The organism is Nesterenkonia sandarakina (genome assembly GCF_003003175.1).
Lineage (GTDB): Bacteria > Actinomycetota > Actinomycetes > Actinomycetales > Micrococcaceae > Nesterenkonia > Nesterenkonia sandarakina_A.
The window spans coordinates 59,721-75,573 of sequence record NZ_PVTY01000015.1; the positions used below are offsets into that span (position 1 = coordinate 59,721).

The 15,853-nt window shown below is 68.3% G+C and carries 15 protein-coding genes and 1 pseudogene; 6 read left to right on the top strand and 10 right to left on the bottom strand.

Annotated features, from left to right (window positions below; translation table 11 throughout):
- Positions 1 to 2 precede the first annotated feature (2 nt).
- The 3 genes from murA to leuC all read right to left on the bottom strand — a co-directional run bounded on the left by murA (position 3) and on the right by leuC (position 3,535).
- A complete protein-coding gene (murA, locus tag BCL67_RS12270) occupies positions 3 to 1,325 on the bottom strand; it encodes a UDP-N-acetylglucosamine 1-carboxyvinyltransferase (protein ID WP_106123713.1) in 1,323 nt (440 codons plus the stop codon).
- 145 nt (positions 1,326 to 1,470) lie between these two features.
- Positions 1,471 to 2,070, bottom strand: a complete 600-nt coding sequence (gene leuD / locus BCL67_RS12275; protein ID WP_106123714.1) for a 3-isopropylmalate dehydratase small subunit — start codon at positions 2,068 to 2,070, stop codon at positions 1,471 to 1,473.
- Between the two features lie 31 nt (positions 2,071 to 2,101).
- Positions 2,102 to 3,535 (bottom strand): 3-isopropylmalate dehydratase large subunit, encoded by a 1,434-nt coding sequence (gene leuC, locus BCL67_RS12280; RefSeq protein WP_106123715.1) that lies wholly within the window; start codon positions 3,533 to 3,535, stop codon positions 2,102 to 2,104.
- Between the two features lie 117 nt (positions 3,536 to 3,652).
- Between leuC and BCL67_RS12285 the strand changes: the two genes are divergently transcribed.
- Both BCL67_RS12285 and BCL67_RS12290 read left to right on the top strand, forming a co-directional pair.
- A complete protein-coding gene (locus BCL67_RS12285) occupies positions 3,653 to 4,570 on the top strand; it encodes an IclR family transcriptional regulator (RefSeq protein ID WP_374955649.1) in 918 nt (305 codons plus the stop codon).
- A gap of 54 nt (positions 4,571 to 4,624) precedes the next feature.
- A complete protein-coding gene (locus BCL67_RS12290; RefSeq protein ID WP_106123716.1) occupies positions 4,625 to 5,965 on the top strand; it encodes a UDP-glucose dehydrogenase family protein in 1,341 nt (446 codons plus the stop codon).
- Here BCL67_RS12290 and thiL read toward each other — a convergent pair.
- From thiL to BCL67_RS12305, 3 genes are all read right to left on the bottom strand, one after another.
- Positions 5,952 to 7,016 carry a thiamine-phosphate kinase gene (gene thiL / locus BCL67_RS12295; protein ID WP_181255997.1) on the bottom strand — a complete coding sequence of 355 codons (1,065 nt, stop codon included), beginning with the start codon at positions 7,014 to 7,016 and terminating at the stop codon, positions 5,952 to 5,954. The genes BCL67_RS12290 and thiL overlap by 14 nt on opposite strands.
- Positions 7,017 to 7,097: 81 nt before the next feature.
- Positions 7,098 to 8,093 carry an anti-sigma factor family protein gene (locus BCL67_RS15530; protein WP_106123718.1) on the bottom strand — a complete coding sequence of 332 codons (996 nt, stop codon included), beginning with the start codon at positions 8,091 to 8,093 and terminating at the stop codon, positions 7,098 to 7,100.
- The gene (locus tag BCL67_RS12305; protein WP_181255998.1) at positions 8,090 to 8,614 is read right to left on the bottom strand and encodes a sigma-70 family RNA polymerase sigma factor; all 525 of its coding nucleotides are present in this window, start codon (positions 8,612 to 8,614) and stop codon (positions 8,090 to 8,092) included. The genes BCL67_RS15530 and BCL67_RS12305 overlap by 4 nt, the downstream gene beginning before the upstream one ends.
- 209 nt (positions 8,615 to 8,823) lie before the next feature.
- On the opposite strand from BCL67_RS12305, the gene BCL67_RS12310 reads away from it, so the two are divergent.
- Genes BCL67_RS12310 through BCL67_RS12320 form a run of 3 tightly spaced genes read left to right on the top strand, consistent with a single transcriptional unit; the run spans position 8,824 to position 10,823 of the window.
- Positions 8,824 to 9,543: a CHRD domain-containing protein gene (locus BCL67_RS12310; protein ID WP_106123720.1), complete on the top strand. Its 720-nt coding sequence runs from the start codon at positions 8,824 to 8,826 to the stop codon at positions 9,541 to 9,543.
- On the top strand, positions 9,540 to 10,277 hold the full coding sequence (locus BCL67_RS12315) for a class F sortase (protein ID WP_106123721.1): 738 nt from the start codon (positions 9,540 to 9,542) through the stop codon (positions 10,275 to 10,277). The genes BCL67_RS12310 and BCL67_RS12315 overlap by 4 nt, the downstream gene beginning before the upstream one ends.
- A gap of 12 nt (positions 10,278 to 10,289) precedes the next feature.
- Positions 10,290 to 10,823 carry a DUF421 domain-containing protein gene (locus tag BCL67_RS12320; RefSeq protein ID WP_106123722.1) on the top strand — a complete coding sequence of 178 codons (534 nt, stop codon included), beginning with the start codon at positions 10,290 to 10,292 and terminating at the stop codon, positions 10,821 to 10,823.
- Positions 10,824 to 11,414: 591 nt separating this feature from the next.
- Here BCL67_RS12320 and BCL67_RS15535 read toward each other — a convergent pair.
- Entirely contained in the window at positions 11,415 to 12,047 is a 633-nt protein-coding gene (locus tag BCL67_RS15535) for a hypothetical protein (protein WP_181255999.1), read from the bottom strand.
- A gap of 242 nt (positions 12,048 to 12,289) precedes the next feature.
- The gene (locus tag BCL67_RS12335) at positions 12,290 to 14,086 is read right to left on the bottom strand and encodes a DUF4012 domain-containing protein (protein WP_146131155.1); all 1,797 of its coding nucleotides are present in this window, start codon (positions 14,084 to 14,086) and stop codon (positions 12,290 to 12,292) included.
- 111 nt (positions 14,087 to 14,197) lie between these two features.
- Between BCL67_RS12335 and BCL67_RS12340 the strand changes: the two genes are divergently transcribed.
- Positions 14,198 to 15,046, top strand: a complete 849-nt coding sequence (locus BCL67_RS12340; protein WP_181256000.1) for a CPBP family intramembrane glutamic endopeptidase — start codon at positions 14,198 to 14,200, stop codon at positions 15,044 to 15,046.
- Between the two features lie 174 nt (positions 15,047 to 15,220).
- Here BCL67_RS12340 and BCL67_RS12345 read toward each other — a convergent pair.
- Both BCL67_RS12345 and BCL67_RS12350 read right to left on the bottom strand, forming a co-directional pair.
- A pseudogene (locus tag BCL67_RS12345) lies at positions 15,221 to 15,532 on the bottom strand (transposase); the annotation flags it as partial.
- Positions 15,533 to 15,539: 7 nt separating this feature from the next.
- The coding region (locus BCL67_RS12350; RefSeq protein ID WP_146131156.1) for an IS30 family transposase at positions 15,540 to 15,853 on the bottom strand (314 nt) is incomplete at its 5' end.

The following is a 15,853-nucleotide window of genomic DNA, read 5'->3' on the forward strand; positions in this document are numbered from 1 at the left end:
ACTCAGCGTTCGGACATCACGACATCCGCACCCAGGTCGCCCAGCTTGTCCATGAAGTGCTCGTAGCCGCGGTTGATGACCTCGATGCCGGTGACCCGGGAGGTGCCGTTGGCGGCCAGCGCGGCGATCAGGTGGGAGAAGCCGCCGCGCAGGTCAGGGACGTCGATGTCGGCGCCCTGGAGCTCCACGGGACCTGAGATCACGGCGGAATGCAGGAAGTTGCGCTGCCCGAAGCGGCAGGGGCTCGAGCCCAGGCACTCCCGGTGCAGCTGGATCGAGGCGCCCATGCGCTTGAGCGCCTCGGTGAAGCCGAACCGGTTCTCATAGACCGTCTCGTGCACGATCGAGACCCCATGGGCCTGGGTGAGCGCGACGACCAGCGGCTGCTGCCAGTCGGTCATGAAGCCCGGGTGCACGTCGGTCTCGAGCACCAGCGGCTTCAGGGCGTGGCCTGCGTGCCAGAAGCGGATGCCGTCGTCGTCCACGGCGAACTCGCCGCCGATCTTGCGGTAGGTGTTCAAGAACGCCATCAGGTCGCGCTGCGCGGCGCCCTTGACGTAGATGTCACCCTGGGTGACCAGCGCCGCAGAGGCCCAGGAGGCCGTCTCGTTGCGGTCCGTGATCGCGCGGTGGCGGTAGCCGGAGAGCCGGTCCACGCCCTCGATGCGGATGGTGCGGTCGGTGTAGACCGTGATGATCGCGCCCATCTGCTGCAGGATCGCGATCAGGTCGTGGATCTCGGGCTCCACGGCGGCGTTCTCGAGCTCGGTGATGCCCTCGGCGAGCACCGCGGTGAGCAGCACCTGCTCGGTCGCGCCCACTGACGGGTAGGGCAGGGTCAGCTTCGCACCCTTGAGCCCGCGCGGCGCGGAGATGTGGATGCCGGTGGGGGACTTGTCGACGACGGCGCCGAAGTTGCGCAGCACCTCGAGGTGATAGTCGATCGGGCGGTCACCGATGCGGCAGCCGCCGAGGTCGGGGATGAACGCCTCGCCGTGCTGGTGCATCAGCGGGCCGCAGAACAGGATCGGAATCCGGGAGTCCCCGGCATAGGCGTCGATCTCGGAGTGCGCGGCGCTGTAGGACTCGCGGGGATCCAGGGTCAGGTCGTTGGTGACCGGGTCTGCCTCGACCTTGACGCCGTGGATCTGGAGCAGATTGGTGACGATCTCGACGTCTTTGATCGCCGGGACGTTGCGCAGCTGCGAGGGCTCGCTGCCGAGCAGCGCGGCCACCATGGCCTTGGGCACGAGGTTCTTGGCGCCACGGACGTGGACGGATCCCTCGAGTGGCTTTCCACCCTGGACGGTGAGCAGCTTGGCCATTGGACTGGATGTCCCTTCTTCGACAAACGTGGAATGTAGCTTTGCCACTGTAACCACATCCGCTGAGATACCTTCCCAGTTCCGCCGGCGGCTGAGGCAACGATTCGATCAAGGCTGACCCCTGACCGGGACCGATCCGGCGAGGTCAGACCTTTGCTGGCAGGGTTTTCGGCTTGAATCCCGGGCGGGTGGCCTCGAAGGCCTCAACGGAGGACTCCTCGCGCAATGTGAGCGAGATATCGTCGAGCCCCTCCAGCAGCCGCCACCGGGTGTAGTTGTCGATCTCGAAGGTGGTGTCCACCGAGCCGCAGCGCACGGTGCGGTTCACCAGGTCCACGGTGATCTCGGTGCCGGGGTTGTTCTCCAGCTCCTTCCAGATCAGCTCCACATCGGGCTGGGCGACCTTCGCCGCAAGCAGGCCCTGCTTGGCGGAGTTGCCGTAGAAGATGTCGGCGAAGCGGGAAGAGATCACGGCGCGGAAGCCGTAGTCCTTCAGCGCCCAGACCGCGTGCTCGCGGGAGGAGCCGGTGCCGAAGTCCGACCCGGCGACCAGCACCGAGCCGTGCTTGTAGACGGGCTGGTTCAGCACGAAGTCCGGGTTCTTGCGCCAGGAGGAGAAGAGCGCGTCCTCGAAGCCGGTCTTGGTGATCCGCTTCAGGTAGACCGCGGGGATGATCTGGTCGGTGTCGACGTTCGACTGCTTCAGCGGGACGCCGACGCCGGTGTGCGTGGTGATGGGTTCCATGGTCACTTTCTCAGCTGTCTCGAGCGGAGGCTCAGGCGGGGACGAGGATGTCGGCGGGGGCGGAGAGCGTGCCGCGGATCGCGGTGGCGGCGGCCACCACCGGGGAGACCAGGTGGGTGCGTCCGCCCTTGCCCTGTCGGCCCTCGAAGTTGCGGTTCGAGGTGGAGGCGCAGCGCTCCCCCGGGGCCAGCTGGTCCGGGTTCATGCCCAGACACATCGAGCAGCCGGCGAAGCGCCACTCGGCGCCGAACTCCTTGAAGATCTTGTCCAGGCCCTCGGCCTCGGCCTGCAGCCGGACCTTCGCGGAGCCCGGGACCACGATCATCCGGACGTCCGGGTCCTTGTCGCGGCCGGCGATGATCTCCGCGGCGGCGCGCAGGTCCTCCATCCGGGAGTTGGTGCAGGAGCCCAGGAACACGGTGTCCACGCGGATGTCCTTCATCCGGGTGCCCGGCTGAAGGTCCATGTAGGTCAGCGCCCGCTCGGCGGACTCGCGGGCGACGTCGTCGGTGAAGTCGGTGGGGGCCGGCACTGCGCCGTTGAGGCTCACACCCTGCCCGGGGTTGGTGCCCCAGGTGACGAAGGGGTCCAGGGTGTCGGCGTCGAGGATGACCTCGGCGTCGAAGACCGCGCCGTCATCGGTGCGCAGCGAGTCCCAGTACTCGATCGCGGCGTCCCAGTCCTCACCCTGCGGGGCGTGCGGGCGGCCCTTGATGAACTCATATGTCGTCGCGTCCGGGGCGATCATGCCGGCCCGGGCGCCAGCCTCGATGGACATGTTGCAGATGGTCATCCGCGCGTCCATGGAGAGCTCCTCGATGGCGCTGCCGCGGTATTCGAGCACGTAGCCCTGCCCGCCGCCGGTGCCGATCTCGGCGATGACCGCCAGGATGATGTCCTTGGAGCTGACGCCGGGCCGCAGCGACCCGTTGACGGTGATCGCCATGGTCTTGAACGGCTTCAGCGGCAGGGTCTGGGTGGCCAGGACGTGTTCGACCTCGGAGGTGCCGATGCCCATGGCCAGAGCGCCGAAGGCCCCGTGGGTGGATGTGTGAGAGTCGCCGCAGACCACGGTCATGCCGGGCTGGGTGAGGCCCAGCTGCGGGCCCACCACGTGGACGATCCCCTGGTCGGCGTCGCCCAGGGAGTGGATCCGGACGCCGAACTCCTCGGCGTTGGCGCGCAGCGTGTCGACCTGCTTGCGTGAGATCGGGTCCGCGATGGGTTTGTCGATCTCCAGCGTCGGGGTGTTGTGGTCCTCGGTGGCGATGGTCAGGTCCGGGCGGCGGACCGGACGGCCGGCCAGGCGGAGACCTTCGAAGGCCTGCGGGCTGGTGACCTCGTGGACCAGGTGCAGGTCGATGTAGAGCAGGTCCGGAGACCGCTGACCGTCGGACTCTTTGCCGGGGACGACGACGTGGTCGCGCCAGACCTTTTCAGGCAATGTGAGTGGCGTGTTCGCCATGGGATCCTCCTGATGGGCTCACTCTCTACAGAACCACCATTGGGCGGCGGCATCTATACCCCGCACGCAGGTCTCATTATCTGAGATCGCCGGCGCGTTTACCAGTATCATGGGCACATGCCAGCCACGCCCTATTCCCCCCGGCCCGGTGAACAGTACTCACCGCAGGCCTCCCGCTCGGCCGCCTCCGCGAGCGGAGGCTCTGGACCGCGCCGGATGGTGGCGCAGAAGCTTCCCCCCGCCGATTCCGACCGCAGGCCCACGCTGCCCGCGGATCCGCCGCGGCCGCTGCACTCGCCCTCCGGCATCGGGGTGGTGGACAAGTCGGTGATGATCATGGACGCGCTCGAGGCCGGGCCGGCCTCGCTGGCGCAGCTGGTGGAGTGCACCGGACTGGCCCGGCCCACCGTGCACCGGCTGGCCAGCGCCCTGGTGCACCACCGCTTCCTCAGCCGCGACGTGCGCGGCCGCTACGTGATCGGCTCCCGCCTGGCCGAGCTGGCCTCGGCCGCCGGGGATGACCGCCTGGTCACCGCCGCGGGGCCGATCCTGCTGCGGTTGCGCGACGCCACCGGGGAGAGCTCCCAGCTCTACCGCCGGCAGGGCGACGCCCGGGTCTGCGTGGCCTCCGCCGAGCGGCCCATCGGGCTGCGCGACTCCATCCCGGTGGGGACCCAGCTCTCGATGAAGGCCGGCTCCGCCGCCCAGGTGCTGCTCGCCTGGGAGGACCACGAGCGCCTGGTCGAAGGTCTCCAGGGCGCCCGATTCACCCCGACGGTGCTGGCCGGGGTGCGACGCCGCGGCTGGGGCGAATCTCTGGGTGAGCGGGAGGCCGGGGTCGCCTCCGTCTCGGCCCCGGTGCGCGGACCCTCTGGACGGGTGCTCGCGGCGGTGTCGATCTCCGGACCGATCGAGCGGCTGACCCGTCAGCCCGGGCGGCAGTACGCCGGCGTCGTCGTCCAGGCGGCGCATCAGCTCACCGAACTGGTGCGCAAGAACCCCGACGCCGCGGAGCATGGGCTCGGCGAGCAGTAGGCACGGCACACCGACCTGGAGGCATTTCCCAGGAATTCCGATCACCCCCTTAGGATGAGGGGCGTGATTGAGAATATTAGCGTCATCGGAACTGGCTACCTCGGCGCCACCCATGCGGCATGCATGGCAGAGCTGGGCTATAACGTGCTCGGCGTGGACATCGACCCGGAGAAGATCGATTCGCTCTCCCGCGGCGAACTTCCCTTCCACGAACCCGGCCTGCCGGAACTCATCCGCAAGCACGTGGATTCGGGGCGACTGCGCTTCACCACCGACCTCGAGGAGGTCGGCGCCTGGGGCGATGTGCACTTCATCGCCGTGGGGACCCCGCAGCAGGCCGGCGGCACCGGCGCGGACATGACCTTCGTCAACGCCGCCACCAGCTCGCTGGCTCGCAGCATCAAGAAGGACGCGCTGATCGTCGGCAAGTCCACCGTCCCGGTGGGCACCGCGCGGCGCCTGGCCGCCCTGGTCGAGGAAGAGTCCGCCGAGGGTGTGCGCGTGACCCTCGCCTGGAACCCCGAGTTCCTGCGTGAAGGCTTCGCCGTGGAGGACACGCTCCGCCCCGACCGTCTGGTCGTGGGCACCGCCGATGAGGCCGATGAGGCTGTGCTGCGCGAGGTCTACTCCGAGGCGCTGAGCCGGGACACCCCCTGGATCACCACCGACTTCGAGACCGCCGAGCTGGTCAAGGTCGCCGCGAACGCGTTCCTGGCTACCAAGATCTCCTTCATCAACGCCTTCGCCGAGGTCACCGAGACCGTCGGCGGCAACATCACCACCCTGGCCGACGCGATCGGGCACGACACCCGCATCGGGCGGAAGTTCCTCAACGCCGGCGTCGGCTTCGGCGGCGGCTGCCTGCCCAAGGACATCCGCGCCCTGCAGACCCGCGTGGGCGAGCTCGGCCTGGACCACACCATGCGGTTCCTCGACGAGATGGACCAGATCAACCTGCGTCGTCGGGACAAGGTGGTCACCCTCGCGGAGCAGATCCTCGACGCTGACCTCGCGGGCAAGCGCATCGCCGTCCTGGGCGTGGCCTTCAAGCCGCTCTCCGACGACGTGCGTGACTCCCCCGGCCTCGACGTGGCCGTCCGGCTGTTCAGCTCCGGCGCCGACGTCGCGGTCTATGACCCGGAGAGCAACAAGAACGCGGCCAAGCGCTTCCCGCGTCTGGGCTATGTCGACTCGCTCACCGAAGCGGTCACCGGCGCCGACCTGGTCGTGCTGACCACCGAGTGGAACGAGTTCAAGGCGCTCGTCCCGAGCGACCTCGAGTCGCTGGTGGCGAAGAAGCAGTTCATCGACGCGCGCAACGTGCTCAGCGCCGAGGAGTGGGAAGGCGCCGGGTGGCGCTTCGCCCAGCTGGGGCGGTTCTTCAACGACGCCTGAGCGAATCCCAGCCTTGATCATCGATGGCGCCCGTGAGGACCACCTCGCGGGCGCCATCGGCGTCTGATCCGGGCTCGAGGATCTCGCCGACCTTCAGGAAGCCTTCCGGCAGCGCGGCCTCCGCGGGGAAGCTCGCCAGCAGCTCATAGTCCTCTCCCCCGGCGGCGACCCAGCGCAGCGTCTGCGCCCGCGCCTCGGCCGGGGTCAGCCCCAGGGCAGCAGCCGCCGGGAGCAGCGCCGCCGCCTGGTGGTTCAGGGCGTCCTCGTCGAGGCGCACCCGGACCGCGGAGGCGCGGGCGATGCGTCCGGCGTCGCGCAGGAGCCCGTCGGAGAGGTCCATCCCAGCGGTGGCGCCTGCCGCGAGGGCCTGGGCGCCGGTGGTGAGCTGCGGGGCCGGAGCGATCTGCGCGTCGCGCAGCCGGGCCAGCTCAGCTGAGTCGCAGGGATGTCCGGCCTCCAGCAGCGCCAGTCCTGCGCCTGCGGCACCCAGAGGGCCCGAGACGGCGAGCTGGTCTCCCGGCCGGGCGCCGGTGCGCACCAGCGGCGCCCGCCCGGCAGGCAGCCGGCCCACGGCGGTCAGGGTCACCGAGACGCCGGGGCCCGAGCCGAGGTCGCCTCCGGCGATCCGGCAGTGTTCGGCACCCTCGCGGCGCACCGCCTCGGCGAGTCCGCGGTAGAAGCCACGCACCCAGTCCAGCGCCGTGGACTCCGGCAGCGTCAGGCTGACCAGCAGAGCGACCGGGGTCGCGGCCATGGCGTTGAGGTCTGAGAGGTTCTGCGCGGCGGCCTTGAGCCCGACCGCTCGGCCCATCGCCGCGCCCTGATCCTGCTGCGCCCACCAGCTGGGCCGGAAGTCCTGGTCCTGGCTCAGGGTGTCCGTGGTGAGCACGATGCGGGCGGGCGCGCCGTCGTCGGTCAGCTCAAGCACCGCCGCATCGTCCCCGGGGGCCAGCGTGAGCGCAGCCAGGTCCGTGGCGGCGCTGCGGAGGTCGCCGAGCTCCTCGAGGATCACGGAGAGGACCGCGTCCTCCCCGGACTCCCCGACGCTCATGGCCGGATCAGTCGGCGCCGTATCAGTCGGCACTGAACCGGTCGGCGTCGGGTGGGTCGGCACGGGGTCGGTCGGCATCGGTCACTCGACTTCGGGCAGGGCCGCCGCTGTGACCGCGAGGCCGGCGTCGTCGCGGATCTCGAGGCGCTCCACGTCCTCGCGCAGCACCGCCCCGTTCATCCGGCAGTCCACGGGCACCTCGGCGCCGAGGAAGGAGCCGGATTCGATCTCCTGCCCGTCGGTGCCGATGAGCACGACGGTGAAGACGTCCCCGACGGCGAGTCCGTCGATCTCCAGGACCGTCTCGGTGCCCCAGGTGTGCGCGACCAGGGCTCCCTCGACGTCGACACCGGCGCCCGGGTCGCTGAAGCTCACCTGCTCCTGGGAGCCGAGTTCGCCGGGCGGGCCGAGCGGCTCCACGGCGACGAGCCCGTCGGCAGGTTCGCCGGGGTCTGTGCCGGCCGGGTCGGTGTCCAGGATCGCCTGGACGCCGAGGGTCCCGGCGACGCCCACCGCCACGCAGGCGGCCAGGGCCAGGCTCTGGCGAAGCCGCGATCCGGCTCCTGCTCCGACCGGAGAGCGCCTCTGATCCTCAGGGTTCCGGTCGACGCTGTCGACACTCTCCGGGCGGACCGGAGCGGCATGCGCCGTGGCTGGTGGTAACGGCGCCGGCCTCGGCGTTGGAGTCTGTGTTGCAGTCTCTGTCGGAGTCGGAGTCGGTGTTGGAGTCTGTGTCGGTGTGGGAGTCTGTGTCGGGTGATCCGTGGTCTCGGACTGGCGGACGGCGGTCTGGTAGATCTCCTCCACGTTGACCCGTGCCATCACGGCGTCGCGCAGGCTGGCCGGGGGCGTCTCGTCGCGCCAGGAGCCGAGGCTGTCGCGCAGCGCGGAGCTGATGGTACGCATCTCCTCGAGCTCGCGGGCGAGCTCAGGGTCCTGGGCGCACAGGGCGTCCAGCTCTTCGCGCTCCGCAGGGCTGAGGTCATCGGCGGCAGCCGCGCCGAGGAGCTCGGCCCGCCGCTCGGAGCCGGGGTCGTCGCTCAGGCGGGGGTCGGCGTCGTCGTGATGTCCACTCATGACTCACCTTCCATCTGTTCCATGGCGCGACGCAGGGCGCGCAATCCGTAGTAGGTCCGCGTCCGCAGGGTGGGCACCGTCACCTGCAGCGACTCGGAGAGTTCGGCGTAGGAGAACCCCAGCACGTGCACAGCCACGACCACCTCGCTGTGTTCGGGGCTGAGCGTTCCCAGGGCTTCGACCAGAAGCATAGTCTGAGCGGCATCTCCGCCGCGGGGATCTGGCACGTCCAAGAGTGTGATCTCCGGCTCCATCGGGGTCGGGATGCGGCGTCGAGCGCGAAACTCGTCACGAACGACGTTGCGGGCGATCGCGAAGAGCCAGTTGCGCAGGCTCGATCGGGCCGGGTCGAAGCGGTCCAGCGCCTGCCAGGCCCGCACGAAGGTCTCCTGGACGCATTCCTCGGCGGCGCCGCGGTCCTTGAGCGCGTTGATCGCGAATCCGAAGATCGCCGGGCTGTGCTGATCGTAGGCGGCCTCGATGCTCGGCAGCCCGACGGTCGCGTGCGGTTCAGTGCGCATCGGCTCAACCGCCTCCATCACTCCAGGTCGGGTCCTCAACCAGGGCGCGAAGGCTGAGGAATCGTGTCCTACGATACACAGCGCCAGCTGCGGCGCTGGGCCGGTGACAGAAAATAATCCTGAAAACGATGAACGCGGGGACGGTTTCATCAGTATTACCCTCTGGCGGCCCGAAATTCGGTCTGCCTCAGTTCTCGAAGGAGTCACCCATGATGACTACACAGCGACGCAGGACCATCGGCGCAGGCGCCACCCTGGGTGCAGCCGTGCTGCTGCTCTCCCCCACCATGACTCAGGCCAGCACCGAAGCCGGCACCGAGGTCGCATGGCCCGAGGAGTTCACCAGCGCCTATACGGTCATGGCGACTCCGGATGAGGTCATCGACGCGGACGGCGAGGTGGCTCCGGGTGAGGAGGGCGCGACGGGCGACTTCATGTTCTGGATCAATTCAGAGGAAGAGGTCATCTGTTACGAGATCACGCTCGAGGGCGTCACCGGCGGGTACGAGAGCCCGGCACTGACCGCCACGCACATCCACGAGGCCGCCGCGGGCGAGCCCGGACCGCCGCGTCTGGCCTTCCCGGACCCCGAGCCGATCGGCGACGAGCCACGCACCTCCTCCGGCTGCCTGGCCGGACCGTTCATGACCGGCGTCGAGGGCGACGACGGCGCGGACACCGGCGAGGGATTCAGCCTGGCCGAGATCGAGGCCAACCCGGCCGGCTTCACCGGTGACTCACACACCGAGGAGTTCACCGCCGGTGTGGTCCGCGGTCAGCTGATGCAGGTGCCGCTGGACGGCATCGAGACCGGCGGCGGCGGGATGCAGCAGTCCTCCTCGCAGATCGGCGTCTTTGCCGGAGCCGGCGTGCTCGCAGTCGCCGGCGTGAGCGCCTTCATGCTGGTTCGGCGCAACCAGGCCGCATGATTCGAGGCCTGAATTGGCGTCTCGACGTCGGGGTTCGGCGGCTGCCCCTCGGGGTGGCCGCCGCCCTGGCGCTCGGGCTCAGCCTGAGCGCCTGCGGGACCCCTGCGTCGCAGAGCACGGGTCCCGAGCCGGAGCCGGCTGAGACGACCGAGGATGCGGCGCCGTCGTCGTCGGCCGGCGGGTCAGCGGAGCCCGACCCCGCGGCATCGAGCTCGCCATCCGGCTCAGCAGCACCATCCGGCTCAGCGTCGTCGGCAGCTTCCGCCGCGGAGGCCGGGGTCCGGCCGGTGGCGGTGAACATTGCCTCCATCGACGTCGAGGAGCCCTTGATCGATCTCGGGATCGCGGAGGACGGGACCATGGAGGTGCCCGAGGACTTCAGCGAGGTCGGCTGGTTCGACGGCGGCGGCATGCCCGGCGGACGGGGACCGACTGTGCTGGCCGGCCATCGGGACTCCACCACGGGTCCCGCAGTGTTCCACCGTCTGGTGGAGATGCAGCCCGGAGACGAGGTGGAGGTCACCGACGCCGAGGGCGAGGTGCACATCTACCGGGTCGAACGCACCGAGGTGTTCGCCAAGGACGACTTCCCGACCCGTGAGGTCTTCGGCGCGCTGCCCGAGGATGAGCTGCGGCTGATCACCTGCACCGGGATCTTCGACGTCGAGGCTGGAAGCCACGAGGACAACCACATCGTGTTCGCCGTCCCGGTGGACGCTGACATCTTGAGGTGACATGGTCGCCCGATGGACATGACTCAATACTGGGACGGGTGGGACCCCATCATCCACACCGTCATCACGCTCACCGCGGGCTATCTCGCACTGATCCTCATCCTGCGGCTCTCCGGACCACGGACCATGGCGAACATGACGCCGCTGGACTTCATCGTGGCCGTCACCATCGGCTCGACCTTCGGACGCACGATCACCGCGGCGGACGTTCCGCTGAGCCAGGCGCTGTTGGCCCTCGGGCTCATCGTGCTGCTGCAGTGGCTGATGGCTTTCGTGCGCGGCCGCTCACCGAAGATGCGCCGCATCCTCGACGCGCCCCCGGTGCTCATCTACTATCAGGGCAAGTTCCAGCGCAAGGCGCTGCGCAAGCATCAGCTGGTGGAAGATGACGTCCACACTGCGGTGCGGAACTCCTCCCGCGGCTCCATGGGCGAGGTCTCGGCGGTGATCCTGGAGCAGAACGGCGGCCTGGTGGTCATCGGAGACGACCAGCTCGGCGACGGCTCGTCGGTGCTGAGGTTCACCGGCAACGCGGAAGAGGCCTGACACCCCCGTTCCATCGTTGAGGGGCGGACTCTGCGAGCACTTTGGGCCGAAAAGCCCATGAGATGCTCGGAGAATCCGCCCCTCAACACGTTAGCTCCCCCTCGGCGGGCGCGTAGCGGGGTGCGCCGGGATGGGTCGACTGGCGCCATCGTCGAGAACGGCCGACTGTGGAGTCGCCGGGCATGCTCAGGAATGAGGATTTACGCCGCGATGAAAAGAAGTGCAATCAAACCAGTGAGCCGGCCCCTGGAAAGGGGATTCAATCAGGGCGAGCTCATCACCGATGAGACCCGCACCCTCTGGATCTCCGGTAAGACCGCCATGAGCAGTGCCGGGCGCCGCCGAGGTCGCCGCCACCACGATGCTCGTCATGGTCCGCCTGGCAAAGCTCGGTCAGCTGGTCGAGCTCGAGGCCACCACCGTCGAAAGACGCCGCCCCGCCGCTGAGGGGCGGAATCTACGCACGCTGAGGGCCGAAGAGCCCATGAGGTGCCCGGAGAATCCGCCCCTCAATGCGGGAGGGCACACAAAAGCGCTCTGCGCCCGTTCCAGGAGGAAACGGGCGCAGAGCGCTTTGCGTGAGGCTTATGCTCAGGCGTGCGACTTGGTGTTGCGCATGGAGCGAGCGACCAGGACGGCGCCGCCGACGAGCAGCAGCGCTGCGCCGCCGACGATGATGCCGATGGAGCCCGGGCCGGTGGCGGCGAGCTCTTCCCCGGAGCTCGCTGCATCTGCACCGGTGGCGGACGCGTCGGTGCCAGAGGTGTCAGTGCCTGCGCCGTTGACGCCGGTGTTGGCGGCATCGGTGCCGGTGCCGGCACCCTCTGCGCCGGTGCCGGCTGCGCCTGCAACGGTGATGACGACAGTCTCGGAGGCTTCAGCGCCGGTGGCGGTGAGCTCGTAGGAGCCTGCTGCATCGCTGTTCAGGGTGACCTCGGCAGCAACGCCGCCGTCCGCATCGGCGGTCTTGGTGACGGAGGTGCTGGAGACGGCGCCGACCGAGGCGAGGCCCTGGGTGTTGCCGTTGATGCCGGTGAGCGTGATGTCCACGTCTTCACCTGCGATGAAGACCGGAGCGAAGACGACCGTGGTCGGCGCGCCGATGGAGATGGTGATGCTGTCGGGGGTCTCGGTCGGGGCGTATGCGAACGCCGGGGCCGGAGCGAGAGCGACGAAGCCGACGATGCCGGCTGCGCTCAAGGTCTTTGCGAAGGTTTTCTTCATGGGGTGTACCTCAAAGCTCGAAGGATATTGGTTTAAAGCAATCTCCGTGAAGAGTCGCCTTGCGGGTCCTGCCCCCGATCATGCTCCGGGTGCGGGACTAGATTCAATCTACGGTTAGTGACCGGTGCAATGCAACTTTTTCAGCGGTCCGCCGCGGGTATTTTCTGGATTCAAGGCAAAAAATAACATTCTTGTCATCTCCCGTACGCCTGGCCCACTTTTTACCGGTCAGTAACAGTCGGTCAGCACTCCGGATCCACCTCGACCTCGTTCAGGACCGGGGTGGACACGAGGTCTAATTCCGGGCCTGTGGTGGTCCCTGCCTGCAGGTCGAGCGTGGCGGATTCACCCGGTGCAAGGTCGGTGGTCCACTCGTAGACGTTGCGGCCTCCGTGCTGACCGGCGAGCTGCGCGTCCCCAACATCACTGCTCAGCTCGGCACCCCCTGGAAGGTAGACGTAGGTGAGCGTGCGGGTGATGCCGCGCGGCACCCCGCTCTCGGTCTCCTCGCCGGAGGTGCCGAGCAGGTAGTCGGGGTAGTCGCGGATGTCTTCGGGGGCGTCGTTCCGCAGAGTCACGCGCACAGATGCGGTGTTGTCGGTGCACCACTGCACGCTCGAGCCGGCGGCCATGTAGTAGTCGAGCTTGGCGCCGGTGCCGTCGTTGAGATAGACACCGAAGCCGGTGCTGTCCTCGTCGCTGACAGGCATCGCACCGGCGACCGAGGTGTCCTCGAGCAGAGCCCGCTCCTCCTCATCAGCGCTCCACACCAACAGGCGGCGCTCCTCGACGGCTCGGGTGATCGCGTCCACGGCAGTCACCGGGTCCACGTCATCGCCGAGCAGCGCATCGAACACGGCTTCGGCGGCCACGCTGAAGAACAGGTCCTGCTCAGCGGGATCCTCATAGCGCAGGTAGGCCTCGTTGAGCAGCAGCTCCACGGCGTTCTCGCTGGAGATCGTGTCTCCCGTGGGCAGCTCCAGGGGTCCCGTGGCTTCGAGCATGTAGGACAGCGTGACCGGATCGATCGCGATCACCCCGTTCGGGTCACCGCCGCGATCCGCCTTCCAGAACTCGGTGGCCACATGCGCGGCCTCGGCGAACTCCGGGATCATCGTGGGGTTCTGCATATAGCGGGCGGGGCGGTCGCCGTAGATCAGCTCGGTGTCGAACTCCAGCGGCGTGATGGCTCCCTCGCTGCGCTCGAAGCTGGCGCCGGGGGCCTGATCGGTGAACTCGATCTGCCCATCGTTCACGGTGAGCTCGATGACCGATCCGATGATGCCGCCCTGAGAGCGCCATTCAGCGTTGTTCTGCAGGAGCAGGAGATGCTGCCGCTCGCCGTCGGCTCCGAGGAAGCCGGGCAGCAGCGACGTGGCCAGCGAGGTTCCTTCAAGGGTGGGCTCGATCTCGGCCAGCAGGCCGTCGATCTGGGCGGTGCCGTCGCGCAGCGGGGTGACCACGGAGGCAGGCTCGATCGTGGCGAGGCGGCTGCGCGCCTCGACGACGGCGTCGAGAGCCGCCTCGACCTGCACGTTCAGCGCGCCCATCCCGGCGACATCGATCTGCCCGTCGACCGGCATCAGCGCGTCCACGCCCTCACCGGCTTCCGCCGCCGTGGCGAGTCCTCCGCTGGCGAGGTCATCGAGGGTCTCAGTGAGGGTGCGGGCTGCGGCGAACTGTGGGCCGACCCAGGGGATGCCCTCGGCGAGCGTCCACACCGGTCCGCTGGTGCTGCTGCGCGCGGCCGCGAGCTCATCCTGCAGCTCCTCGACCTGTGACGTGTCGCCCGCGAGCACCGCCTGCATATCCAGTCCGGACGCCACCTGCTGGGCACGCTCGATATGCGGAAGCGCCCGTGCCGCGCCGACTCCGGCCCAGGCCAGGACGACGACGAACCCGAGTGCGAGCACGGTCACCAGCGCGAGGATGATCCGTCCGGCGGAGACTTTTCGTGCCGCATCCCTGCTCGAGGCGCTCCTGCGTGAGCTGCTCCTGCCTGATGCGCTCCTGCGCCGATGCTGTTGCTTCCTGACCATGGGGGCAATCCTAGGGCACTTCCAACGCTCCCCCGGTCGGGCCTCAGGGTTGGCCATGCCGCGTGCGCCGACCGACGAGGAATCCCGTCTCTCTCGGGTAGGTTTAGCCGGGTGAAGCCCGAAAACAGCGCCGTCGAAACCGACCTTGACCACAGCCACGCAGAAACCCCCAGCTCAGAGCCTGCCGCGCCCCTCGCGGCGAGGCGCGGGTCGGCGTCGAAGCGGGCGGCGGCTGCGCAGAGCCGGGCACGTGGAACCCGCACCTGGCTCGAGGGCAGCCGCACTGCCCGCGCCTGGAACGGGACGCTGCTGGCCTACACCGCCGTCGCCGTCGGCGCAGCGCTGGTGCTCTCGGTGGCCGCGCGGACTCAGCTTGCGGCTCCGCTGGGACCGCTGCTGTCCTCGGTGCTGCTCTGGGCCGGCATGGCAGTGCCCGTGGTCATTGCACTGACCCGCTCCCGCCCCCGCGGACTCTTCCGCTTCCGCTGGACCGACCTGCTCTGGGGTCTCGCTCTGGGCGTCCTCCTGCGCATCGTGCAGGGATGGCTCGAGGTGGCCGCTGGCAGCCCTGGTGGGCTGCCGTCCTATTCCACCCTGGGGGGCGGACTCGACATCAATCCGATGTGGCTGCTTCTGGTCATCGTCGCGCCCGTGCTGATCCTGCCGCTCCTGGAGGAGCTCCTCTTCCGTGGGGTGGTGCTCGTCTCCATATACCGGATGGCTCGGCACGGTCTGGAAGCGGGCATGCTGGCCATCGTCGCCTCGACCGGCGCCTTCGTGGCGATCCATGCCGTCAACGGGATGAATCGCTGGGACGAACCGGTGTATCTGACCCTGGTCGGCCTGACCTGCGGCCTGCTGGTGCTCTTCACCGGGCGAATCTGGGGCGCCGTGCTGGTCCACATCGTGTTCAACGGCATGTGGGTCGCGCTCGCGCTGACAGGGACCGCGCTGGCCTGACCGCTTACGCTCCTGCGCCGACCCAGCACTGCGGATCAAAAGGTCCAGCGGGGCGGTGGGGAGGCCGGTCAAGAATCAGCTCACGTCCCCATCCAGGGACGCAGCTGTCAGATACGCAAAATGCTCGCCCCAAAGGGACGAGCATTGTGAAGCGTCCTAGGTTCTTTGCCGCTGTTATACGGGCTGTGGCTCACTGAGATTAACTGCGTAGTGAGCGCGTTCGTACTCTACCGGGGTGAGATTTCCCAGGGTCCCGTGGAGGCGGTGATTGTTCCACCAATCGACCCAGCCCGCGGTGGCGAACTCGACGTCTGCCAACTGCCGGTAGGGACCCTCGTGGAAGACATCGGTGCGGATGCACTCGGTCTTGAACAACCCGATGATGGACTCCATCAGGCTGTTGTCATAGGCATCACCGACCGTGCCGATCGAAGGGCGGATGCCTTCGATCTCTAGATGCTCGGTGAAACGCACTGACGTGTATTGGCCGTATTCAACCGATCGTCGCAACAGTCTGTTGTTGCACTGAGCGTAGTTGATCGGCGAAGGCCTCAGCTGGGGTGCGCCACCCCAGTATGCCGCGAGGCCTATTGTTCAGGGCCGTGGCGATGGCTGCGATCTCATCGGCGTTCCATCTGGAGAGGTCTGTGCCTTTCGGGAAGTACTGCCGCAGGAGACCATTGAGGTGTTCGTTGGAGCCACGCTGCCAGGGACTCTTCGCGTCGGCGAAATAGACGGGCAGTCCAGTCTCGCTTGTCAGCAGCGCATGAGCAGAGAGTTCTTTTCCCCGGTCCCAAGTCAGAGAAC